The following is a 24,847-nucleotide window of genomic DNA, read 5'->3' as shown; positions in this document are numbered from 1 at the left end:
AAATTATAATGATGTTGAACCAATGAAAAATTACATCAGCCAGGAGGACACCTGTAAAAGCATTCGCCCCCTCAGACTTAGCTTTTACAGATTTTCCTGATTAATAATTAGTGTTTCTCAGGTGCTTTCGGCAATTTGTCGCCAGCTTCACGATCATACTGGCAACAGCCATGTAATGCATCGTAAACCTCATTTTTAGCTTTGTATTTAGGCGTATCATAACCCACAGCCGCTACTTTTTTCTGTACTTCATCGTTGGTGATTTTAGCACTGTCGTAGCTTACTTTCAGTATTTTTGTTTCTGTATCCCAGTTTGCAGAACTCACGCCAGGAACCTTTAAAGAGGTTTCAATCGTTTTCTTGCACATTCCACAGTTGCCCAATACTTTGATACTTTCAGTTTTTGATTGTGCGAATACAGCACCACCAAGGAAGGTCAATCCGACCACCATAGCAAATCTCAATGATTTCATGATAATTATATAAGTGTAAAAAAATGGTTCAATAAAAATGGGCTACGGCAAAGCCATAACCAGGACACGAAGGTGTCAGGAAAGAAAAAAGAAGGGTATTATATTCTATAGGTACAGTTTTTCAGAAAGACGGGCACTTTTTTCCCGTCAGGAGGCGCATTACTCAAGGCCTCTCTGGTAATTTTTACAGGGATTTCTACCGCATAATCCAGAAATAATGCGACTGGAAGGATGGCCTGAAAGGGTGGATTAAACTGGTATACCGTCTGACTGGCCGATTGGCTCTGGTCTACTTTGGTATCCTGTTTTTGATCCTTACAGCAAGATTTGTCTGTAGACGTACCCTTAGGCATGCCACAAAGCTCACATAGTTCGCCACGCGCCTCCTGTTCCATACCCCAACTCACCAACTCTCCCATGCAATAATGGAAGTGCAGCGTAGATCCACTGGAAATTCCCAGGTAGAACGTGGCTATTATGGTAAGGAGTATTCGCTTCATTAAAATCAAAGTTCTCAAAATTAACCGGTTTAATTTTATATAATTCTGAAATTCTTTTATAAAATTAAACCGGTGAGCCTCAGGAAATGCTTCCGGTTAGTTTAAATATACTTAATTTTTAATCTTATCTATAGGAGTTCTTAAGGATTTGCCCTCCGCTTTATACTTGCTTGGTGCAATACCAGTGATCGCTTTAAACTGTGAAGACAAGTGGGCATTACTGCTGTACCCCATTTTCATAGAAATCTCATTCAGGTTGAGCTCCCCGTATTCAATCAGTTCTTTCACCTTTTCAATTTTCTGATGGATGATGAACTTTTCAATGGTCAGGCCTTCCGAATCAGAAAATAAACGGCTTAAAAAGGTATAATCACGGTTCACGCGCATGGCGATAATACTGATCAGGCTCTGGTTTAAATTGGCAAGATCAGAATAATGAACGACTTCAATGATCACTGTTTTGATGCGCTCCACCAATTGATCTTTCTCCTTATCCATGAGTTCAAACCCAAGGATTTTGAGGGAAGAAGCGATATTTTGTAATTGACGGTCTTCCGGATCAGGGTGGATCTGTACTGTCCCTAAAGTAATATCAGCAACAAGGAAATTCAAATTTTCCATTTGATGGCGAACGGCAGTAATGCAACGTTCACAAACCATATTTTTTATGTGTAACAACATGAGTATTCAAGCTAAATGACTGGTAAAACCCGGGCGGATTTCAGCCGGGCGATAAATAAAAGACAATTGAGGAAATTATCCTCCGCTTGATCAAATGATGAGTACCCTGTTGGAAAGGTAAATGGGCGTTTTTTTAAAGGCGGGAGCACTGCTATGGTCTCTCCAATCCCCGGTGTTTTCCGCACTTTCTGCTTTAATGAGATAGGAAAAAATACTTTGACTAGCGGCCGACAATACATATCTGGCCTTTAATCCAGTAGTAGCAGCCGTTTTGACGTTTTCTTTGACCCCATATTCACCATGGTGTTCACAGCAGGCACAGTCTGCTTCAGAAAGCATAAGCCCCTGAACACTGGCTGTCTTTGTCTCCACATGAACCTCCTGATCTTCCCATGTGAACGTCGTTCCCATAGCGCAATGGAGCAGGCACACAAACATCCCTGTGGTTAACATCAGGTAGAATGCAGCAAAACTTAAAGCTCCGATTTTTTTCATAGGTAATACAAAGGCGGAAACCTTTTTATTGGTTTCCGCCTGCAAATATACGTTTTACCGTATGAAAATAAAGAACCTAAACTGTCTCCGCCTGAAATCCGGCCTTTTTCACCGTCTCTTTAATCAGTTCCGCATCTAAAGCTGACTCGCTTTCAACGGTTAGAATTTTATCCGGAGTATCGGTATTTACTTCCCATTTAAATACTTCTGCAAGACCGTCCAGGTGTGGTGTAACTGTTGTGATGCAACCACCACATTTGATATTCGTTTTGAATTTTAAAGTTTCCATTTGATGTTATAATTAAAAATGATTGATATAGAATTGAATGATGTACGATTTGTTAACTCAATTTTGAGAGTTTTAACCTCAGACTGTTACTCACTACGGAAACAGAACTCAAGGCCATTGCTGCTCCGGCAATCATAGGATTTAGTAAGAAGCCATTGAATGGGTATAGCAGTCCGGCGGCAATTGGAATCCCGATCAGGTTGTAAATAAATGCCCAGAACAAGTTCTGACGAATCGTGCGAACCGTTTGTTTAGAAAGTTTTAAGGCTTTCGGCACTTGTTGTAAATCGGAAGAAACGAGGGTGATACTGGCCACATCAATGGCAATATCAGAACCTTTCCCCATCGCGATAGACACATCTGCCTGGGCCAATGCCTGACTATCGTTTATGCCATCGCCAACCATTGCCACGACTTTTCCCTGCGACTGTAATTCTTTTACAAAATCCGCTTTATCGGAAGGCAGGACATCCGCTTTATAATGGTCAATACCTGCTTGTAAGGCTACAGAAGCCGCAGTATGCTGGTTATCACCGGTGAGCATATAGACTTCTATGCCTTGTGCTTTTAAGGCGGAAACCGCTTTTGCAGATCCTGATTTCACCTGATCGGCAATCGCTACAATCGCCAATACCTGTGTCGCATTTGCCAGATAAATTACCGTTTGTGCCTTTTCCTGTAAGCTCAGCACTTTGCTGGCCAGCGCATTGGTTACCGGAATGTTCTGATCTTTTAAAATCTTATGACTTCCAGCCCAGTATTTAACCCCATCAACTACGCCTTCCACCCCTTTTCCTGTCAGACTTTCAAAGTGATTCAGCTCAACTGTGCCAGCGCCTTCTTGTTTTAAGTGGCGGACAATCGCTTCTGCCAATGGATGTTCCGAAGCATATTCCAGTGCCATCAATACTTTTGACAGCTCTTCTTTTGATTTAGGAAGATCTTTTGCCCATTCCAGGGTAGTCACTTCAGGTTTCCCTTCCGTAATTGTTCCTGTTTTATCCAGAATCACGGCATTTACTTTATAGCCCAGTTCCAGTGCTTCCGCGTTTTTAATGAGGACACCAGTTTCGGCACCTTTACCGATTCCTACCATAATGGCAGTCGGCGTGGCCAGACCTAAAGCACAGGGACAAGCAATCACCAATACGGTAACCATCGCCAACAGACCATGTGTAAAAGCGTGCTCACCACCAAACAACAGCCATGCGCCCAATGTCAGCACTGCGATCAACATCACCACCGGTACAAAAATACCCGCAATTTTATCCACCAGTTTTTGTACCGGTGCCTTTGATCCCTGTGCCTCCTGTACCAATTTGATGATCTGGGAAAGCATTGTTGCTCCCCCAACTTTTTCCGCTTTAAAACGGAATGTTCCTTTTTGATTGATGGTTCCGGCAAATACCTGATCCCCTTCTGCTTTTGCTACAGCTACCGGCTCCCCGGTAATCATGCTTTCATCCACATAAGAATTACCCTGATACACGACACCATCTACCGGAATTTTCTCTCCTGAACGTACCATAAGCTGATCGCCAATACGTACGTCTGCGATTGGAATTTCCTTTTCTCCCTCTTCATTAACCAGTATAACCGTTTTCGGCTGCAATCCCATGAGTTTCTTAATGGCTGATGAGGTATTTGCTTTTGCTTTTTCTTCGAGTAATTTCCCCAGCATAATGAAAACAATGACTACCGCCGCCGCTTCAAAGTAAACGTGTGGTTCTAATCCTCTCGAATACCAGAACTCCGGGTAAAAAGTATTGAAAACACTAAAAAGGAACGCGATTCCAGTACTTAGCGCGACCAGCGTATCCATATTGGCGCGACCATGTTGGGCTTGCTTCCAGGCATTCACAAAGAAGTTCTTGCCAAAAATGAAAAGTATTGGCGCCGTTAATGCCATCATGTAATAGTTGCCATTGGGCATGTGCATGTAAAACATGCCAATAATTACAACCGGCAAAGCCAGAATCGAAGAGGCAATCATCCTCTTTTTTAATTGCTGATAATTATTTTGTTGTACCGCTTCCTGTTTTTCTTTAGCACCTTCTTCTTCCAGAATCAAGTCGTAACCTACAGATTGCAATGCTTTCTGCATATCCAAAGGCTGTATTTTATCTTTTTGGTAGGTTACTTTTACCGATAAGGTGGCATAGTTTACCTCCGCATGGTCCACTCCTTCCTGTGCGCCAACCATTGATTCGACACTGCTCGCACAGGAAGCACAGGTCATCCCTAAAACGGGAAGGGTAAGCGTTTCTATATTTTCTTTCATGAGGGTTCTACTTTTTTCTAATACAAAGGTACCTTAATCAGGCAGGAAGAGTTTTATAAGATTTCGGGAAAGATTTATATAATCTCCGGTCAAGGATGATAATTTTCTATTTTTAGCAGCAAATTCTGATTTGAAGCTCTCCTTTGAGCTATGCGGAACAAATAGTCTTTTGTATTTATGGCGACATAAAAAATACTTGTTAATTTTTCGGTTGCAGGGCAAACTTTAACCCAGGTACTTTGCAACAAGAAAAAAAGACAAATATGACAATGCCATTTGAAAAATTCAAAAAACTACACCATTCTGAGCAGCCGCTGCTTATAGGAAATGTCTGGGATGTTCAGTCTGCGCTGATTTACCAAAACCTGGGCTACCAGGCAATTGGGACTTCAAGTGCAGCCATTGCCACTTCTTTTGGCTATGAAGATGGGGAAAACATACCTTTTCAGGATTACCTTTTTATGATTAAAAGGATATTGGACAGGACAACCTTACCCTTAACAGTGGATTTAGAATCGGGATACGGCAAGGATGTGAAGACCATTTTTGAAAATATCAATAAACTGTACGAATTAGGGGTTGTTGGAATCAATTTAGAGGATTCTCTGGTACTGGACGGAATAAGAAGCATAGCAGATGCTGCAGTTTTTTCGCTCAAACTTGAGCAGTTAGTTCAAATGCTAAAAGAAAATAATGTGGAGGTTTTTATCAATGTGAGGTGTGATACATTTTTACTGGGATTACCTAACGCCTTGGCAGAAACCATTGCCCGCATTAAATTATATGAACGTACAGCTATCGATGGCATATTCCTACCATGCCTGACAGACGAGAAAGACATCAAATCTGTTATAGAAACAACCTCAGTACCAATCAATGTCATGTGCATGCCTGATTTACCTGATTTTGACAGGCTAAAATCACTTGGAATAAAACGAATCAGTATGGGTAATTTTGTCAATAATTATATTTACCAAAAGATGAACGAAGTTTCCGCATCATTTGTTCCCAATCAAAATTTTTCAACATTATTTTAATATGGAGCTGACACACGACATCATGTACCAGGCATCCTTAGACAAGGATATTTCCTTTGAGGGGATCTTTTATACGGCAGTGAAAACGACAGGAATCTTTTGCAGGCCTTCTTGTACGGCAAGGAAGCCTAAAAAGGAGAATGTTGAATTTTTCAAGACCGCGAAAGATTGTATAACCAAAGGATACCGGCCTTGTAAGGTTTGTTGTCCACTGGAAAAACTAAATGAAACACCAGCATACATCAGACAACTAATTGATGAATTGGGTAAAGACCCTGGAATTAAGTTTAAAGATTACGACCTGGTAAAGAGAGGTATAGAACCAAATAAAGTAAGACGATGGTTTTTAAAGAATCATGGCCTCACTTTTCAGGCTTATCAAAGAATGTTCCGCATAAATTCAGCATTCAAAAAGATAAAGAACGGTGGCTCAGTAACGGAAACAGCTTTTAATTCCGGCTTCGATTCCCTAAGTGGATTTGGAGATTCCTTTAAGAATATCTTTGGGGTTTCACCTAAAAACAGTAAAGCTAAAATGGTTATTGATTTCAGCAGAATAGAAACCCCTTTAGGAACAATGTGCGCCTGTGCTGTTGATGAAGGTATTTGTTTGTTGGAGTTTACCGATCGGAGAATGCTGGAAACGGAGCTTAAGAGCCTTTCAAAATCATTAAATGCAACCATAATCCAGGGAGATAACCTTCATTTTTCAACGTTAGCGCATCAGCTGAGCGAATATTTTTCTGGTAACAGAAGCGAATTTACTGTTCCCATGGTTACACCGGGTACCTTATTTCAAAATAAAGTCTGGCAAACTTTGCAACAAATTCCTTTTGGCACAACCACATCCTACGGAGAACTGGCAGATAAGATCAGTAACCCTACAGCAGTAAGGGCAGTCGCCAATGCAAATGGAATGAATAAAATCGCTATTTTAATTCCTTGTCATCGTGTGATTGGAACTGATGGAAAATTAACCGGTTATGGAGGAGGGCTTTGGCGAAAACAATATCTACTGGAATTAGAGCAGCTAAACCGATAAAATGACAAAACCGAAAATTCAGGTTCTTCTACTGAACCTGATAATTACATTTCCGTGAAACTCCCGCCAAAACATTTCCAACCATAATGCGTTCTAAGTTAAGCCTTAACATAAAAAAAACAGTTAAGTAAACAGCGAGCACCATGGCAAAGATTAACATGTGTTTTGAGCACCAGGTTGCGGTAAAAGTATTCTTTCTGAATAAAGACAAAGTCATTAAAGAACCCATCATAAAATACCTCCGCAGTGATGCCGAGGGAACTCTTGAGATTTCCCTGGATGGAATCACTGAAGGGAAATGGAAAGTCACTTTGGAATGGAATTTTGAAGATAAAGAATATTCCCTGGTTAAAGAGATTGAAATTCCATATATGGAAGCCCTAACTACCTAAACGGTACTTATATGGCAAAATAGCGACTAAAATTTCTTTTATAGCCCGGGAATTTGATGAATTTATTTTAAGCTAAGAATAACCTGCGCTTTCTCTATTTTAAAATTACAATTGGCCGCTAAACAGAACATTTTGAGCACCTGTTCTAAAGGTTGATTGCCGAAATTCCCGGAGAAATTCCTTGCTGATTTCTGCACTCCCTGGATTTCAACAGGCAGTCCGTACCAATCTTCCAAAGCGGTAACGACCGCGCTAAAGCCCGCATTATTAAATTTAAGCTGTCCTTTGATCCAGGATTCCCGCTGTTGAATATTAAAAGTTTCCTTTTCCATCAGGTCTACAGACCTGTTCAACATCACCATCTCTCCGGGAAGGAGGATCTCCGCTGTATTGTCGATATCAGAGGTATACGCTTTTTCAGCTTTTAACTTTCCACTGAGGAGTTCCAGCTGTTGTCCGGATTCATGCGGATAAGCGCGCATATAAAAGCTTGCGCCTGATACCGTAACCTTCATATCCGAAGTTTCCAATATAAAAGGGAGTCGGGCATTCCCGCTAATTTCAAAATAAGCAGCACCTGACAACACTACTTTCCGGTTTCCCTCAGGAAAAGCATGGGGTACTTTCAGGGTACTGTTGCCATTCAGAATTACTTTGGAATGATCGGCCAGCCTGATGACGCTCCTTTTTCCGGATGGAGATTTATAGACCCGATATTGTTGTTGTTCTTCCTTAAAAGCCAGATCAGCTTGCATTACTTTCTGATAATGATGGCATAAAACGATGCTCAACACCAGCAATACCGTTGCTGCCATAACATAATACCATAGCCGGACAGATGATCTTCTTTTAGCACACATAAGTATCGAAAATTGAGAAGCAATCTACCACATTTCTTACCGCTGGTCAACACTCCCTTACCCTTCATCAAATTATTTTCTTTCTCTTTCTATTTATGCCCCTTTTTGCAGGACAAAGGAAGGCCGCTATTTTGAAAAGCCTCCTGATTAAACTTAATTATCAATCAAATGAAAAAACATTTCTTATTGCCTGCAATTGCTTTAATGTTATTGGCGAACACTGCAAAATCTCAAGACTCCAATCCGGTTCATGTAGGCTTAAAAGCTGGTGCGAATTACAGCAAACTTTCCCTTTCTGCACCTGGAATTTCGGGTAAATATGCTACAGGATTCTCGGCAGGTGCCTTTACCAGAATAGATCTTGGTCGTGCTTATGTGCAGGGAGAATTGCTGTACAGCAAGAAATCAGGTAAACTGGACTTCAATGCGGCAAACGATCAGAAAGCAAAATGGACTAGTATTGACATTCCTTTGCTAGTTGGATATAAGATTCTGCGTACAGAACAAATGAACCTGAGGGTATTTGGTGGAGCGGTTTACAGCTATACTATAAATGACAAGACCTCCGTTCTTAAGCAACTCAATCCTGCATTCCGGGAATTCAAAAAATCGAATGTAGGTTATCAGGCAGGTGCAGGAATTGATTTAGGAAAGCTTACTTTTGACCTACGTTATGAAGGCGCTTTAACGGACATCGATAAAACATTTAAATCCCGTCCTCAGTCCTTTCAGGCTAGTGTAGGATTTCTGATTTTTTAATCCTTCGCCTTATTTACATCATCCTCGTAATGAAAAAATTCCACTTAAATAAACCACTTGTTTTTATCTCTGGCTTTTGGATCCTTTTGGGTTTAACCTTATGGTCTCAATTGAAAAGAGATTACCCTACACTCAATACCTTTGGCACTGCGGCACTGATCGTTTTATGTTCTGCCGTCATTGCCCATTCGCTGAGTAATGTGTTTCTACCTTTCGCTTTAAAAAAGGGTAAAATGCAGGGATTTGTCTTCCAAACCGTCATTGCAACGGTAGTTTTAACGGCTGCAATTGGAGGGATCTTTTATGGCACTTATTGGTTAAGTATCCATGGGACTAAGTACGATACTGCGGCACAATTAGCGGAAAACAAGGATTATCTGGTGGTATTTTTAAGAACGATCCCTTCTGCTTTACTGATCATTGGCTCCACCTGTGGTTTTCAATTTTACCAGGAGCACTATAAAATGGCGCAAAAACATACCTTGTTGCAACAGGCGCATCTGGAAGCACAACTGAGAATTTTACAGGACCAGATCAACCCGCACCTGATGTTTAATGTGCTGAATCACCTGCATATTCTCATGAAAAAAGATGTGGATCTGGCTTCTACTTTACTGGTCAAGTTTTCGGACATCTTAAGGTATCAGTTGTATGAATGTAACCGGGAAACCATTGCACTGGAAAAAGAAGTCACCTATTTGAAGAACCTCGTCTCTGTCGAAAAAATCCGCTGGGGCGACGAGCTTCAGGTGGATTGTATATGGAATATTACGAATGGAAAGCGGGACATTGTCCCGCTTTTACTCGTTCCATTTGTAGAGAATGCTTTTAAACACGTTTCCCGCTTACCTTCACAAAAAGGATTCGTCCGCTTGTCTTTAAACCAGGAAAATGAGCAGCTAACTTTTACCATAGAGAATTCAAATTCGCCTAAGCCGGCAAGAAAAAACGAGAGTAGTGGTCTTGGGCTGGAAAATGTACGTAAGCGTTTAGAGATTCTTTATCCGGAGCAGCACGACTTACAAATCACACGTAGTGACACCCATTTTAAAGTTGTTTTAGTTATTCATTTAGATCAAAAAGTAAATTATGTCGGTTACTAAACACCTTGTTGAGTTGCCATTGCAATGTCTGGTCGTAGACGATGAGCCTATTGCCCGGACGGGAATTATAGATTTCATTGATCAGGTAGATTTCCTCCAGCTGGCAGGTTCTTGCGGAACGGCAATGGAGGCCTCAGATTTTATTCATAAGAACCAGGTAGACCTGTTGTTTCTGGACATTAATATGCCCTACTTATCAGGGCTGGAATTGCTGGAAACCATGGAAAACCCACCTTTAACCATTATCACTACTGCTTATTCCGAGCATGCTTTAGACGGTTACCGTCTGCAAATTGTGGATTACCTGCTCAAACCAATTACTTTTCAGCGTTTTCATCAGGCAGCTACCAAAGCCCGGCAAATGCACCAATTGCAGCGTTTACAAAAACAGCCGCAGGCGATGGACCCTTACTTATTTGTGCGTCAGAAAGATAGTTTTAAAAAGATCCAATGGGCGGATATTTTATATGTGGAGGGGATGCAGAACTATGCCAAACTAAAATTTAAAGACCAGGAACTGATCATTCATCAAACCTTAGTCTCCCTGGAAGAGATATTGCCAGCGGATCACTTTTTCAGGATCCATAAATCTTATCTGGTCAATATCTCTAAAATTGATGTAGTCTCGGGAGGAAGAATCTTCATTGGCGAACATGAGCTGCCAATTTCCAGACACCGTAGGGAGGACTTATTAAAAGAGGTGGTTTACAATAAACTCATTAGCCGTTAACGCTTTCCTAAATTCCATTTGAGGCCTACGGCTCCATAAGCTGTGGTCTCAAAATGCGGCGGATTAACGTCTCCCTTATCCTTGAAAAAATCTTTCAGTTTCCTGCTGGTAAATTCCATTGAACGGTACAGGGAAGCACCTGCGGTGAGTTGTAAGCTCAGTGATTTGTTCAGCTTAAATTCGGGTTGGAATCCGGAGATCACTTGCAGGTAGGACAAGAATGCTTTGTCTTTTCTGCCCACATCCGCTGTCATCGCGCTGACTTCGGCTACCACTTTCAGCTTGATACCTTCGCTGGCTTTATAGGCCAATTCTACTTTTTCCGGAAAATTCACCATGACCTGGAATTTACCATTGGTTTTCCAGTTTAGGAAAATGGCAGGCAATACCATGGGTATCCCAAAAGTATTGGACACTACCGGCCCCACACCCAGGGCTAGATTTGGGTTAAATTGCTTGATAAATATCACGCCACCCATCACCAGGATATCCTGTGAAGAAATCCCTTTCAGATCGGTGTATACCCCCGCCGAAGCCATAAACAACATGTTCCAGCTTTTGCCCAATGGACGCAGGTGCATCAGTCCGACGCTGGCATTGAGCAGCTCGTCTGGAAATAACTGTACTTCATAATTCTGGTTTTTTATCTTCGCATAAGAACCTCCAAGTGTTACTGCCCATACTTTGGCTCTTCCCAATGAATCGACTTTCATGGATAATGGAATGCTGATTGCACCTTCCAGTCTTCTCATATCGCTTTTCTGTTCGGTTTTCTGCCCGGTTTCCCCAACCTTAGTTTCGGGTATGTATCTGGACAAAGGAATGTATTCTGCTTTTAGTCTGAAGCCCGATAATTCCTGGGCTTTACTTTCTAAGCTGATCAATAGTATAAATAGCAAAAGGCCGTAATTAAAAAATTTCATCATGTTTTTCTGTATCAATGTTTAAATATTTTCGGCGAAGAACGTCAGGATTCCGGCGCTGAGGAAATAATATTGACCAGTGGTAATTCCGTGTTGACAAGCGGCTCAACTTTGTATTGTTAAATAAGATTACCATAAATTTAATCCGGGTTTCATTTTTTTAATACATTTGCAGCTGAGTGGGTTATCCCGATTTATTCTAAAGCAACATCAGAAGTTTGAAGACAAGAAACTATAGAATTCCTATCATATATATCGTCTTTGGTGTTTTATGGATCACATCTAGTGACTACCTTCTAATTTCTTTAAGCCCGGATCTTAGTCCCCGGGTATCCGGGTTCATGGCCTCCCTGAAAGGAATCCTTTACATTCTGGGTACCGGATTTCTTTTGTATTATCTGATCAGAAAAGAAAGGGAAAGGATTGCCGAAGCGGATAAAAAGAGAATCGGGGAGATCGTTGATAAGATAAATAACCTGATTATCATGTCTGATCCTGCGGGAAACATTACCTGGGTAAACCGGGCCTTCGTGAACATTACCGGATATACGATGCAGGAGGCTTTGGGAAAAACACATGCCGAACTTTTGTATGGCCCGGAAACCGACCTTGAAATCGTGGATAAACTGACAAAAGCCCTTAACAATAAGGCTTTTTTTAGCGGAGAACTTGTTAATTATGCCAAGGGAGGAAAAGCGTATTGGTCGCAATTTAATATCTCTCCTATGTTTAATATCAAAGGCGGACTGGAAGGATACATTTCTGTAGAAAACAACATTGACGACAGCAAGCACAGGGAGGACCTGATTGTCCAGCAGCATCGGAAACTGAAGGCTGTTTCCTGGTTTAATTCTCATGAAATCCGAAAGCCGGTGGCCTCTATTCTGGCCTTATCAGAATTGCTTATGGAAGAAAAGAATGCGAATGAGCAGCAGGAACTGATAAAATACCTTAGGCAAAGCGCTATCAACCTGGACCTTATCATTCATCAGGTCAATGAGGCGGCAGCAGTAAAATAAATTATGTACCTTTGATCCCAGCATCAAACCAACAATTTCCTTAAAATGATCCGGCAGTTTAAACCATCAGATCTTAACCCGATGAGGGAGATCTACAATCACTATGTGGAAAATACACTACTTACTTTTGACGAAGTAGCCTTGAATGCGCAAGAATTTGCGGATAAACTAGCTCCTGTGCTTTCCAAATTCCCATGCCTTGTGTATGAGAAAGAAGGACAAGTTCTGGGTTATACCTATGCTACTGCATGGAAAGAAAACCCTGCCTATCGTTTTACCGTTAGCAGTGTCATTTACTTAGATCCGGAAGCCATAGATAAAGGAACAGGTACAGCCCTTTACAGGAAACTGACGGAGGAACTGCGCGAGATGAAAATTCATTCTATCGTTGCCGGTATCCTGATGCCAAATGAAAAAAGCACCAGAATGCACGAGCGACTGGGTTTCAGCAAGGTGGCACACCTGAGTCAAATCGGTTATAAATTCAATAAATGGATCGATGTCAGCTACTGGCAAATGACTTTATAAAAATATAGTTCATCATAAAAAGTGACAATTGTCGCATTAAATTGTGACAATTGTCCAGACAATCAGTGCATTTCCTATTTAACTTGTTCTTAAATAATGGGAGATGCCTGGTACCCACAAGAATCAGGCAAAGGGAATCGCCGAAAACCTTGTAAAGAGTAGGTATAACCATAAATTTATAACGCTCGGGTACTATAAAAGCAAACATGAAACAATTGGGATTTTAGCACAGTGGGTTCCACCCGCTGTGCTGATAAAAACTCCCGGAGCCCATAAATAAAACCCCTTATTTATGTCATGTTAAAAGAAGTATATTTAGGTTTGATCTAATCATTAAAAAAATAAATCTTCATGGATAAACGTGCGCTCTATTTCTATGAAATGATGTATGGTAAAGAATCATTTCCAAAGATCGATTTAACAACTGTTGATGCTTTTTTAAAACAGATGGTCATCCCTCCTTCCCGCCAGGAATTGAGGAAGAAGATCGGCTCCCTTTGTCCGGTCAGCGATCAGACCTTCCATTTATTCAACTATGGTTTTCAGCCCTTCTCATTACCACAGGATCAGTTATTCTGTAGTGCCGAGCAAATCCCCAACAAAATACTTTTTGTCCAGCATGGGCTGTTACGCGGTTATTATAAAGGAGAAAAGCAGCAGGTCACCACCTGGTTTGCCGGGCCAAATGAATTTATCATTCCCAATAATTTCATTTCTCAGGCCCCCTGTCAGGAATACATTGAATGTCTGGAAAACAGCAGCTTCCTTGCGCTGGATTACCAAACCTGGTTAAAAATATACATAGCCTCCAATGAGATCGCTAAACTGTTCCTGAAATTAATGGAAGAAAAGCAGCTGCAAACGAATGCGAGAGAAAAGATGCTGAGGGTTCAGAATGCGGAAAGAAGGTTCCAGCATTTAACCAAAGAGATCCCCGGCCTGCTACAAAATGTAAAAGATGACCTACTGGCTTCTTATCTTAATGTGACGCGAAGACATCTGGAAAGAATAAAGGTGCAGTGTTTCAAAAAACCATCATCGGAATCCTGACCCGGATACAACGCAAATATTTTACCGGATAAAAAAAATATCTGGCAAAATAAGCAGTACTAAACTCTCTCCGAATAATTAAACGCTGTTTGAGGAAGAATAACCTGAATAGAGATCTCCAGGATCTCAGCGATTTCGTAAAGTCGTTTTACAGTCAGACAGGTATAACCTCTTTCCAGCTTGGAATAGGAGTTTTGAGAAATATGTAGCTTTTCAGCCATATATTCCTGCGTATAGCCTTTGATAACTCTCTGAATTCTTACAGCGTTTCCAAGTTGCATATGTTTTTGATCTTAACTAAATTTAAAAAGAATTAGTTCAATCCAAACCTTAGCACCCACAGATCAGGTACTTAAGCCTAAAAACAGGTAATTTACTCCTCAGAAAAAGTATTTATCCCAGCCAAAAAAAGTAAATCACGCAAGGGTTTCTTCACAGAACAGTTCCTGGTTTTTTAATCTAATTTTTTAAGCAGCGAAGCGGCAATCCTGAGGGTTTAGTTCCGCCAGATACGATTTGAGCCGAACCGGAAGCGGCCGACATATATAATCCAGTAGCCGTATTTGCAGTATTTTGTGTACTACTCCAGTAAAAGGCCGAAACACCACGTCCACCAGAAGTACCATTAGCATCGGCCAGAAAGCCTGCTGTATTTAATTTCAATTGTAAAAACCGGGGGGCTACTGTACTCCACTCTGTAGCGGTAGGAATGCGCCATACTACCCCAAGCATAATGCTACATGGGTCGTTAGCCGGCAGCCAGTCGCTATTTTCTGCATTGCCAGCTACCCATTGTGTAGCTGGCGTTCTAACACCTGCTGTATGCTGATATCCTTGTGAACGGTTAAATGTCCAATACCAACCTATATTAGTTTCAGTTATATCTGTTAATCCGCTTGCTTCCTCCCCTGCGCCCAGATTTTGTGTAAGCCAACATTTAGCATCTCCGGCAAGGTCTTCCCAGGTTTTATAAGTTACCGTTTTAGCTACCGGTGCCCCCTTTACCCCCGGCAGGTGGTTAATGGTTATTGGAACACAGCCCAGGTTAATTTTAGTATCTATGTCACTATAAGCCGTTCCTTTAGCATTGCTGGCATAAGCACGGAGGTAATAACTCTGGTCTTTTACCCATCCGGAAATGGTGTTATTAAAAGTACCGATACCATTCCCACTGGCCAGCTGATGATCATTTATCGTTGGTTTCCCGGTAGTATTCCAGACAAAACCTCTATCCATGATGGTCATTCCTCCATCCATTAATGCCGTTGCTTTTACTTCTACAGCGCTAGTGCTGAGACTTGAAAAAGACGCAGTACTGATGGTGGGTATTGATTTTATAATTTGATCTCTCAGGCAGCGAACCGGCAATGCCGATGGCTTGGTTCCTTTTCCTGCGATTTCACTTTTGTTATTTTCTATGGACAGGTACCAGGCAGTCCCATTATCGGTTTTATTTTGCGTACTGCTCCAATAAAAACCGGAAATCCCACGTCCGCCGGATGTCCCGTTTAAGTCTGCTAAAAAGCCTGACTTATGTAGTTTTAAATTGGAAGCATAGGCATCTGCATCTGTCTTCCAGTTCTGAGTTCCGGCAGCAGTATTTGCCCATTCCATTTGTGTAGGTAAACGCCAACCTGCACCAAGCAGTAAGCTACAAGGATCAGTCCCTGCAGTCCAATCGCTATTTTCTGTATTTGTAAAATTCCATGTGCTTGCCGGAGTACGTCCCCCATTATATTCATAGCCTTGTGCCCGGTTAAACTGCCAGTACCAACCATAAGCGTCCTCTGTTACATCAGTTAAGCTAGTGGCCTGTTTTGTGGCACCAAGATTCCGGGCAATCCAGCATTTTGCTGTTCCCGAAGCATCGCTGCTCACAATAGGATAAGTAATGGTTTTACTACCTGGTGCACCGTTTACACCTGCTTCATGAAGCACAGTAAATGAAGGAGGACAAATTTCAAAGCTGGTCACCTCCGGACTATAAGCCGTGCCTAAATTATTGGTGGCAAAAGCGCGTACATAATACGTGCTGCCTTCCATCAAACCGGTTAGGCTCCCCGTCATTTCAAAAGCAGACGCATCTGCCGAAATCACCTGATCTGTCAAATCCGGATTACCTGTGTTGTTCCAGACAAAACCTTTTGCTTTTAATTGCATACCACCATCATTCATGATTAAGGCTTTACTTTGGGCGTTGCCCTGGAGGATCGTTGCAGCGGGAATCACCACCTTCCCTACCGATGGCACTGAGGATTCTAACGGCCCTCTCAGACACCTCACCGACCAGGCATAAATTTTATCGAAATAGGCGATTCCACTAACGTTGGTAGCAAAGTAAATATTTCCACCAAGGGAAGGCGTACTTTGTGTACTGGCCCAGTAATACCCCTCTGTCCCACGGCGGTCTACTCCCCCGGTCATGTAATGCAGAAAGCCTGCAGCATGTAATTTCAATTCTGAATTATAGGCATCATAGAGGTTAGTCCAGGGTTTTTTTGTATTTGCTTTGGCATTAGTCCATTCAGTAATAGTTGGCATTCTCCATCCTGAACCTAGTTGTTGCACACAGGGGTCATTGGCCGATGTCCAGTTGCTATTGTCAATAATACTGGTGATCCATGGCGTGTTTGGTGTTCTTCCGTTAGCTGCATATTGGTACCCTTGCAATTTATTGAATTGCCAATACCAGCCTGCTGAGCTTTCTGTATTATCAGTTGCATTTACCGCAGGTTGATCCGCTCCAAGATTTTGTGTAATCCAGCATTTTGTCTCACCAGAGATGTCCGTACTGACCGCATTGTAGGTAACGGTTTTAGTTACGGGAGCACCATTGATTCCGGCAATATGTTGAATGGTAAAGGAAGGACATAATTTAAAACTGGTATGAATTGCGCTATAGTTTGTTCCTAATTGATTAGTGGCGTAGGCACGAACAAAGTAAGTTATGCCCTCGGATAGTCCGGTTAAAGTCTGCTTAAAAACACCTACTCCTGTTCCGGAAGCGACTACCTGATCCGCCAGTGTTGGCATTCCGGTAGTATTCCACACCAGACCTCTGGTGGTTACCGGGCTTCCACCGTCTAATGCAACACCTGCTGTTACCTCTGCCTGGCTCGTGGCCATGGAAGAAATTGTAACATTACCAACTGAAGGAGCGGTTATAACCGGACTTTCCATAATGCAACGTACCGATGCACCATAACCTTTATTCATCGCAATCATGTCTGAAGCAGTTCCTGTAGCATAACGGGCATTGCCTAGCGTAGCACCGCCGGCACTGCTACTCCAGAAATAGTGTTCACTACCAATGCGATCTAAACTAAGCGTGGTAATCATAATTATACCTGCGCCATGAACCTTCAATTCGGATTGGTAAGCATCATTCAGGCCGAGCCATTTTTTCGTACCACCGCCGGTATTACTCCACTCTGTACCGGTTGGCAAACGCCAGCCTGACCCTAATAACAATCGACAAGGGTCGTTTGCTGCCTGCCAATCTGCGGCATCCTGTTTCCCTGCTTCCCATGGGCTTGCAGGTGTTCTTACCGGACCATCAGATTTATAACCCTGGATTTTATCGAATTGGAAATACCATCCGGAAGAAGATTCCCTGGCATCAGCAGCAGAATTAGCCGGTTGATCGGCACCCAGATTTTGAGTAATCCAACATTTTGCTGAGCCGGAAAGATTGCTGCTCACTACGTTATAAGTAACCGTTTTCGTTACCGGTGCCCCATTTAATCCTGCCACGTGCATGATGGTAAAGCTAGACGGACATACCCTAAAAGTACTGACCTCATCGCTATAAACTGTCCCAACACCGTTGGTTACAAAAGCACGGATATAATAGACCGGGCCCTCTTCCAGACCTGCTATTAACCTGCTGAAAGTTCCTTTTTGAAGTTCACCAGCGATCAGATGATCGGTTCCGATCTCCGGATTACCGGTTGTGTTCCATACCAGGCCACTGGCAGAAATGATGTCTCCACCATCAGAAATAATTTCAACGCCTGCCTTTACCGTAGTGCTGGTCATTTCAGTAATCTGAACTTTACTGATCACCGGAAGTAGCTTCGCAGTCGTAAACTGTTGCGGATCTCCGTAAGCAGTTCCCTTTATATTGATTGCATAAGCGCGTAAATAATAGGTGGTACCTGAAGTCAGGCCGGCAATTTTAAGGGTAAAACTGCCCGTACCTGCGGTTGTATCTTTCAATTTGGTAACCAGAGCTGTGGTTGGGTCCGGACTGGTACTCCAGCAAATGCCACGTTCCGTAACCGGCATGCCTCCATCGTCTGTAATGTGACCGCCGGAAAGCGCAGAACTACTCTTAATTTCAGTTGCACTGCTCGTCTGAATCGTTGGCAAGCTCACCGCTAAGGTGGTCGCAGAAACCTGACTTCCGTAGGTAGTTCCTACTGCATTGCTGGCATATGCACGGATATAATAAGTGCTGCTTTCGGTTAGTCCGCTGATATGAGCGATGAATTTTCCGATTCCGGTACTGGTATTGTCAACTGTTTTAGCATTCAATTCCAGGGTTGGATTTCCGGTTGTATTCCAGGTTACCCCTCTTGTCAAAATCGGCGACCTGCCATCATCGGTAATGTCACCACCACTGGTGGCAGTGGTAGCGTTGATATTCGTAACTGCGGTGCTGACCGACAAAGTAGGGAAAGCATTGGTCAGGAAACTCCGCTCTATCCCATAAGCAACGCCGATATTATTCTGGGCATAAGCACGCACATAGTATAAAGTGTTAGGGGTTAACCCTGTCATGGTAGAAGTAAAGGATTCTGGCCCATACCAATGGTAAGAGATCTTATCATAAATCGTTGGATTGGTTTTGGTACTCCAAACCAGTCCTTTCTGGATCACATCTGCACCACCATCACTGGTAATTGTTCCGCCACTAATGGCAGAAAAACCACCCAATCCAGTCACTTCTGTCGTATTTAATACCGGTGCCGTTGGGAATAAGGTAATCTTCACCTGATTACCATAAGCCGTACCTGCAGCATTCACCGCATAGGCCCGGACAAAATAAGTGATGCTCATTTTCAAACCGGTAACTTCACTGTTGAAGGTTCCCGTTCCCTGGCCATCTTTGGTTCTGTTTAATAATTCCGTATCCGGATTAAAGCTCTTGTCGGTACTCCAGACTACCCCACGATCGGTGATTGCTGCGCCACCATCATTACTGATCCGGCCACCTGTAGTAGCGCTGGTTTTAGAGGAAGCAGTAATGTAACTCGTTGTTAGTGTAGCTAAAATAGCTGGTGTTGTAAAAGTCAGCTCATTTCCATAAGCAGTACCCTCGCTATTGCTGGCATAAGCGCGCACATAATACGTTGTAACAGGTGTCAATCCAGTCAGTGCACTTCTAAACGTGCTTCCGGAACCGGTATCATATCTGGTTTCATTAGCCGTTCCCAACGTAGGGTTAGCTGTGGTACTCCATACAACTCCCTGGTTGGTGATGGTAGTAGCTCCATCTGAAATCACCGTACCCCCACTGATAGCCGTCCCCCCGGCAGAAGAAACGCTAACCGGATTGGTGGTTAATGCAGGGATGATCAATGTGGTAAAGCTCAATTCATTTCCATAAGCAGTACCTACACTATTGTCGACATAAGCGCGGATATAATAAGTAATCCCTGGTTTCAAACCACTGATGGTAGCCGGAAAACTTCCTGTTCCGCTACCTGGTTGAACCGTTTTTTGATGAGTTACCGTATCTGGTCTGAAGCCGGACCGGGTACTCCACACCATCCCTCGGGTGGTGGTTTCTGCCCCACCATCGTCTGATATATTTCCTCCGGTAACTGTTGAAGTTCCGGTAGTTCCGATGGCAGCATTGGTACTTAGTGTGGCCAATACCGGTGGATCTGTCTTAAAGCTAAGCAGATTGCCGTAACTGCTGCCTGCTGCATTTATAGCATAGGCCTGCACGTAATAAGTGGTATTCGCTTTTAAGTTTTTAAGCAGACTTTCAAAAGCAGTATTGCCAGTTCCATGATCAATTTTATTTACGGTGATGGTGTCCGGGTTAAACACCGGGTTTAAGCTCCATACCATTCCACGGGCAGTAATAGCTGAGCCGCCGTCATTGCTGATTTCTGCTCCGGTCTTTGCAGTTGTACTTCCGGTAGCTATGGCATAAGTGGTGGTTAATACTGGTTTTTGCGGGGTGATAAAACTGAGCACATTACCATAGGTAATACCCACGCTATTGATCACATAGGCACGTATATAATAAACCGTGTGTTCTGCTAATCCGGTTAAATTCGCGGTAAAGCTGCCGGCAAAACGACCAGTTTCTGAGGTTTTATTTACCCTGACAGTATCAGGGTTAAAGTTTGCATCAGTACTCCAAATTACCCCGGCAGTGGTTACTACTGCCCCTCCATTGGTTAAAATCTGACCACCGGCAGTAGCGGTAGTTGCTGAAGTCAACACGGTTGGACTGGTACTTAGTGTGGCCAAAATTGCTGGCAAAGTTTTGAAAGTTTTCACTGTGCCATAAGCGATTCCTACACTATTGACCGCATAAGCGCTAATGTAATAGGTTGTATTACCCAATAAGTCACTGATAGGTATTTTAAAAGTACCTATCCCTGGCCCGGAACCGCTATGGTCATGATCAACCGTTGGCTGTGCTGATGTGCTCCAGCAGATTCCACTGGCAGTTACCTCGCTACCTCCATTGCTGGAAATCGTTCCCCCGGCGGTAGCCGTCATGCTGGTAATGGTATTTAATGCCGTTTCATCGGTAGTCAATTCCGGTAAACCGAAAGTCCTGCATGCTTCTTCATTGGCTGCATAGGCGATGCCGGCACTATTGGTTGCATATGCCCTCACATAGTAAACTGTGCCAGGCAATAAACCGGTCATGGTCATCTGGAAATCAGCAGATCCGGAGGTATTGAGCCTATTGGTAGCGGAAGCTTCCGGATCAAATCCTTTAAGCGTACTCCATACCAAACCACGGTCGCTGATGACAGCGCCTCCATTGCTCAGAATCTTCCCGCCACTGATCGCTGTAGTTCCTTGTGGCCCGCTGGTCACCGTATTTGTAGTAAGGGTAGCCAATACCGGAGGCGCCGTTACAAATTGTTGTACATCGCCATAGGCAATACCTGCGCTATTGATGGCATAGGCACGGATATAATAATTGGTATTTCCGGTCAGGCCGGTTAAAACCTGCACAAAATCTCCTGTTCCAGCATCGCTGGTTGTATGTGCATCTGCTATAGTTGGCAACGCTTCGGTGCTCCAGCAAATACCCCTTTGCCATACCGGCGTTCCACCATCGGCAATGATATTACCCCCGCTGCTGGCCGAGTTGGCTGTAATTAAACTCGCGGGTAAGGTGCTCAAAGTAGATGTTGTGGCAGTGGTAAAGGTCAATTCGTTTCCATATACCAGGCCTATATCATTGATGGCATAAGCGCGCACATAGTATTTGGTTAACGGACTTAATCCTGTAATTGGTGTAGAGAAAATTCCTTTACCTGAACCATTCTCCTGGCTGCCATCTGTGATTTCAGGATCGCCCGTGGTGTTCCAGCAAATCCCTCTTGAGGTTATTATACTTCCTCCATCATTAACGATTTCTGCGCTGGCTGAGGCAGTTATCCCTCCAATATTTTCTATTTTCAGGGTATTGATTTCCGGTAATATTGCCGGAGCTGTCTTAAAGCTTTCCTGATTTCCATAAACTACTGCGCCACTATTCCCTGCATAGGCACGAACGAAATAAGTAGTGCTACCGGTTAATCCGTTCAGCTGACTCACAAACTGTTCGCCGCTACCATTATTACCAACCACCTGATCAGCGATACCCGGGTTTGGTGCGGTTCCCCAGGCGATGCCACGGAAAGTGATTCCTGAACTGCCGGGATTTACAATCTGACCACCTGTTGTCGCGCTTACACTGCTTACCTGAGTAACCGGCAAAGTGGTTAAGCTGATATAGAGCGGCGTGCTGAAAGTCAATTCCCTGGTATAAGTTGTCCCCGCGCTATTGCTCGCATACCCTTTCGCATAATACACTGTGCCAGGCAATAACCCGGTGAGTTGCACATTAAATCCACCGATATCATCAGGGATAACTGTTGTCGATTCCTGGTGTTGGAAATTAATCCTATCGGTACTAAAAGCAATTCCTTTGGAAAGTATGGCGGCCCCACCATGGTCCTGAATCGATGCACGGGCCATGGCTTTGGTATCTGTAATGTCTGTGACGCTAATGGTGTTATTTGTTAAAACAGGTGCTTGTGCGGGCGCGGAAACGAAAGTCAGCAAATCCCCATAAGCCTTTCCAAATCTGTTTTCTGCATAAGCACGAACATAATAAGTGGTATTCCCCATAAGGTTGCTTAGGAAACTTTGAAAAGTTCCGGTGCCGGGGCCATCATTGGTCGTTACTGTTGTCTGTTGATTTTGGGGATCTCCGGGATCTCCTGTTTTGCTCCGGGAAACTCCTCTGGAAGTAATGTCAGCATCTCCATTGCTGGTGATTATTCCACCCCCTGTTGCCGTTCTGTTGGTAATGGCAGAAATTGGCTGCGTACTCAATTCAGGAATTCCGGGAAGGAGGATAAAAGTCTTATCCGCGCCATAAACCGTACCGACCACATTGGTTGCATAGGCCCGAAAGTGGTAAATCACATTGACTCCCAAACCAGTGATCGTACTACTAAACACTCCTAAACCATTACCATTGCTGCTGCCTGCACTGTTGTTTAGTGTAGGGTTTTCTGCTATACTCCAAACCACGCCACGGGAAAGTACTGCTGCTCCACCATCTGACATCACCTGGCCGCTACCTTTAGCCGTATTGTTAAAGAAAGAGCCCGCCGTAAGTGTATTTACAACCGGATAGTCTGGCGTATGGAATACCTCTTCATTACCATAAGCAACGCCCACTTCATTCACGGCATAAGCACGAACATAATAAATAGTTGCCGGAGTTAAATCTTTAATCTGGCTGGTAAAGGTTCCACTACCATCACCTGTGACCGACTGTTCCGTTTTAGTAGGCAGGTCGATAGTTGGCAGCGTATTGGTGCTCCAGCAAATCCCTCTTGCGGTAATCTGTGCTCCGCCATTGGTGCTGATTAAACCTCCGCTGTAAGCTGATACGCCGGTGATTCCATTTGGCCTGGTGGTTGTAATCAAGGCCTTTCCACTCGTTACAAAACTGGTTTCAGAAGTATAAGACCTTCCCGCAGAATTGCTGGCGTAGCCTTTGGCGTAATACGTAGTTCCGGAAATCAGATTGGTTAAGTTTCCGATAAAGACTCCGATATCTGTCGGGTTAATGGTTTCCGAAGTACCATGAATCCAGGTGATGCGGTCGGTACTCCAGGCGAATCCTCTTTCAGATACAATGGCCCCACCATTGTTTAAAATATTAACTTTTCCTTTGGCAGATTGATCGGTGATATCCGTCACACTTACCGTTGCCGAACTCAATGCCGGTGGTACTGGTGGCGGGGTCGTAAAGCTCAGTAAATTACCATAGGCAGTGCCCATTACATTGACAGCGTAGGCCCTGACATAATAGGTTGTATTGCCTAACAAGCCCACCATAGAACCAGGGAAAACCCCTACTCCGGAACCATCGTTGGTTAGGATGGCATCCGGGTCATTCATAGGATCTCCTTTGATGCTCCAACGGATACCACGGGCAGAAACCGGGCTCCCTCCATCGTCACTGATATCGCCACCACTCCGGGCATCGATACTGGTAATGGTGTTTACAGGTAAAGTAATGATCGTTGGCAGGTCGTAAAGGGTGGTGAAAACTTTATCTTTCCCATAAACTGTCCCCTGGCTATTGGTAGCATAAGCGCGCAGATGGTAAGTGGTATTTTGAAGCAGATTGCTCAGCTCGCCGGTAAAAACACCTAATCCGCTGCCGGTTATATTGCTTACTGTTTTGGTGCTTAGAGAAATGTCAGGGTTTGGATTTGTACTCCAGCAAAACCCTCTTATAGTGATCTCTGCGCCTCCATTACTGATCACTTCTCCCTGACCAAGAGCACTGATTCCTTTGATATCGGTTACTGCAAGGGTCAGGACTTCGGCCATACATTTCAGGTCCTGCCAGGCAACGCCATCAAAATACCGAAGCGCAGTGGAAGTTGCATTGAGGTAAAAAGCGCCTGCAATTACGCTGCTTTTCAATGGATCATCTGCTAAGATGGGAAGCTTAAAAGGCTGAGCTTCTGCTCCTGCAGTGAAACCACTGTTTGGTGTAAATATACTTTTGCTCAGGTCCTGAATCCTGACCCAGGTCAGGCCATTATAGATCATGGCCGATTTATGGATGGAAGAAAAATAGATGGTACCCTGTGTATTGCTGTTTGCCGGGTCTTTGCTCAATACCGGTAAATAGGAAATCCCTTCTTTAACCATAAAATAATCTTCCGGACTAACCGTGTCCATGGTATTGGTACACAAAGTTTCCCAGCTGCTGCCGTTATAGATTAAAGGTTTTGCCTGAACGCTACTGAAAATCAGCATCCCTTGTTTAGCCGGAAGGATCGTTTGCTGATCCAGCACAGCTAAATGAGGGATACCGTTTAGAACGCGGAAATAGGATTGCGCAAAGGCCGCGTTTCCAAGAAAAAGTAAAAATAGGAATACGGAATACAGTTTCTTGTTCAAGGAGC

19 protein-coding genes are annotated in these 24,847 nt (G+C 43.4%); 9 read left to right on the top strand and 10 right to left on the bottom strand.

The annotated features are described in order from the left end of the window. Positions 1–107: 107 nt before the first annotated feature. The 6 genes from OQX61_RS22795 to OQX61_RS22770 form a co-directional block, all read right to left on the bottom strand. Positions 108–473, bottom strand: a complete 366-nt coding sequence (locus OQX61_RS22795) for a heavy-metal-associated domain-containing protein (RefSeq protein WP_265844139.1) — start codon at positions 471–473, stop codon at positions 108–110. A gap of 98 nt (positions 474–571) precedes the next feature. After that, positions 572–973: a hypothetical protein gene (locus tag OQX61_RS22790; protein ID WP_265844138.1), complete on the bottom strand. Its 402-nt coding sequence runs from the start codon at positions 971–973 to the stop codon at positions 572–574. Positions 974–1,084: 111 nt separating this feature from the next. Next, complete coding sequence (locus tag OQX61_RS22785; RefSeq protein WP_265844137.1) at positions 1,085–1,654, bottom strand: AraC family transcriptional regulator; 570 nt, start codon at positions 1,652–1,654, stop codon at positions 1,085–1,087. Between the two features lie 90 nt (positions 1,655–1,744). Then, positions 1,745–2,149 carry a hypothetical protein gene (locus tag OQX61_RS22780; protein WP_265844136.1) on the bottom strand — a complete coding sequence of 135 codons (405 nt, stop codon included), beginning with the start codon at positions 2,147–2,149 and terminating at the stop codon, positions 1,745–1,747. A 76-nt stretch (positions 2,150–2,225) separates the two neighbouring features. Continuing rightward, entirely contained in the window at positions 2,226–2,438 is a 213-nt protein-coding gene (locus OQX61_RS22775) for a heavy metal-associated domain-containing protein (protein ID WP_265844135.1), read from the bottom strand. Positions 2,439–2,490: 52 nt separating this feature from the next. Then, complete coding sequence (locus tag OQX61_RS22770; RefSeq protein ID WP_265844134.1) at positions 2,491–4,719, bottom strand: heavy metal translocating P-type ATPase; 2,229 nt, start codon at positions 4,717–4,719, stop codon at positions 2,491–2,493. Between the two features lie 263 nt (positions 4,720–4,982). Between OQX61_RS22770 and OQX61_RS22765 the strand changes: the two genes are divergently transcribed. From OQX61_RS22765 to OQX61_RS22755, 3 genes are all read left to right on the top strand, one after another. Then, positions 4,983–5,756 carry an isocitrate lyase/phosphoenolpyruvate mutase family protein gene (locus tag OQX61_RS22765; RefSeq protein WP_265844133.1) on the top strand — a complete coding sequence of 258 codons (774 nt, stop codon included), beginning with the start codon at positions 4,983–4,985 and terminating at the stop codon, positions 5,754–5,756. A 1-nt stretch (position 5,757) separates the two neighbouring features. Beyond that, entirely contained in the window at positions 5,758–6,798 is a 1,041-nt protein-coding gene (locus OQX61_RS22760) for a methylated-DNA--[protein]-cysteine S-methyltransferase (protein WP_265844132.1), read from the top strand. Between the two features lie 143 nt (positions 6,799–6,941). Next, positions 6,942–7,190 (top strand): hypothetical protein, encoded by a 249-nt coding sequence (locus tag OQX61_RS22755; RefSeq protein ID WP_265844131.1) that lies wholly within the window; start codon positions 6,942–6,944, stop codon positions 7,188–7,190. Positions 7,191–7,252: 62 nt separating this feature from the next. On the opposite strand, the gene OQX61_RS22750 is transcribed toward OQX61_RS22755, so the two are convergent. Further along, complete coding sequence (locus OQX61_RS22750; protein WP_265844130.1) at positions 7,253–8,005, bottom strand: FecR family protein; 753 nt, start codon at positions 8,003–8,005, stop codon at positions 7,253–7,255. Positions 8,006–8,218: 213 nt separating this feature from the next. Between OQX61_RS22750 and OQX61_RS22745 the strand changes: the two genes are divergently transcribed. From OQX61_RS22745 to OQX61_RS22735, 3 genes are read left to right on the top strand one after another with little or no spacing between them, the layout of a single operon-like run. Then, on the top strand, positions 8,219–8,809 hold the full coding sequence (locus OQX61_RS22745; protein ID WP_265844129.1) for a porin family protein: 591 nt from the start codon (positions 8,219–8,221) through the stop codon (positions 8,807–8,809). A gap of 29 nt (positions 8,810–8,838) precedes the next feature. Next, positions 8,839–9,912: a histidine kinase gene (locus tag OQX61_RS22740; RefSeq protein WP_265844128.1), complete on the top strand. Its 1,074-nt coding sequence runs from the start codon at positions 8,839–8,841 to the stop codon at positions 9,910–9,912. Further along, positions 9,899–10,642: a LytTR family DNA-binding domain-containing protein gene (locus OQX61_RS22735; RefSeq protein ID WP_265844127.1), complete on the top strand. Its 744-nt coding sequence runs from the start codon at positions 9,899–9,901 to the stop codon at positions 10,640–10,642. The genes OQX61_RS22740 and OQX61_RS22735 overlap by 14 nt, the downstream gene beginning before the upstream one ends. On the opposite strand, the gene OQX61_RS22730 is transcribed toward OQX61_RS22735, so the two are convergent. Beyond that, a complete protein-coding gene (locus OQX61_RS22730) occupies positions 10,639–11,568 on the bottom strand; it encodes a DUF6268 family outer membrane beta-barrel protein (protein WP_265844126.1) in 930 nt (309 codons plus the stop codon). The genes OQX61_RS22735 and OQX61_RS22730 overlap by 4 nt on opposite strands. A 215-nt stretch (positions 11,569–11,783) precedes the next feature. Here OQX61_RS22730 and OQX61_RS22725 point away from each other — a divergent pair, with 215 nt between their 5' ends. The 3 genes from OQX61_RS22725 to OQX61_RS22715 all read left to right on the top strand — a co-directional run bounded on the left by OQX61_RS22725 (position 11,784) and on the right by OQX61_RS22715 (position 14,162). Next, positions 11,784–12,584 (top strand): PAS domain-containing protein, encoded by an 801-nt coding sequence (locus tag OQX61_RS22725; protein WP_265844125.1) that lies wholly within the window; start codon positions 11,784–11,786, stop codon positions 12,582–12,584. Positions 12,585–12,629: 45 nt separating this feature from the next. Then, entirely contained in the window at positions 12,630–13,112 is a 483-nt protein-coding gene (locus OQX61_RS22720) for a GNAT family N-acetyltransferase (protein ID WP_265844123.1), read from the top strand. A 351-nt stretch (positions 13,113–13,463) separates the two neighbouring features. Then, entirely contained in the window at positions 13,464–14,162 is a 699-nt protein-coding gene (locus OQX61_RS22715; protein WP_265844122.1) for a Crp/Fnr family transcriptional regulator, read from the top strand. A gap of 59 nt (positions 14,163–14,221) precedes the next feature. Here the strand turns inward: OQX61_RS22715 and OQX61_RS22710 are convergent, their stop codons facing one another. Then, entirely contained in the window at positions 14,222–14,443 is a 222-nt protein-coding gene (locus tag OQX61_RS22710; protein WP_265844121.1) for a helix-turn-helix transcriptional regulator, read from the bottom strand. A gap of 178 nt (positions 14,444–14,621) precedes the next feature. Further along, entirely contained in the window at positions 14,622–24,842 is a 10,221-nt protein-coding gene (locus tag OQX61_RS22705; protein ID WP_265844120.1) for a hypothetical protein, read from the bottom strand. Between the last annotated feature and the right edge of the window lie 5 nt (positions 24,843–24,847).

Origin of the sequence: Pedobacter sp. PLR, from assembly GCF_026239675.1 — a bacterium.
Lineage (GTDB): Bacteria > Bacteroidota > Bacteroidia > Sphingobacteriales > Sphingobacteriaceae > Pedobacter.
The sequence above is the reverse complement of the archived record's forward strand: the minus strand, read 5'-3'. Positions and strand labels throughout refer to the sequence as shown.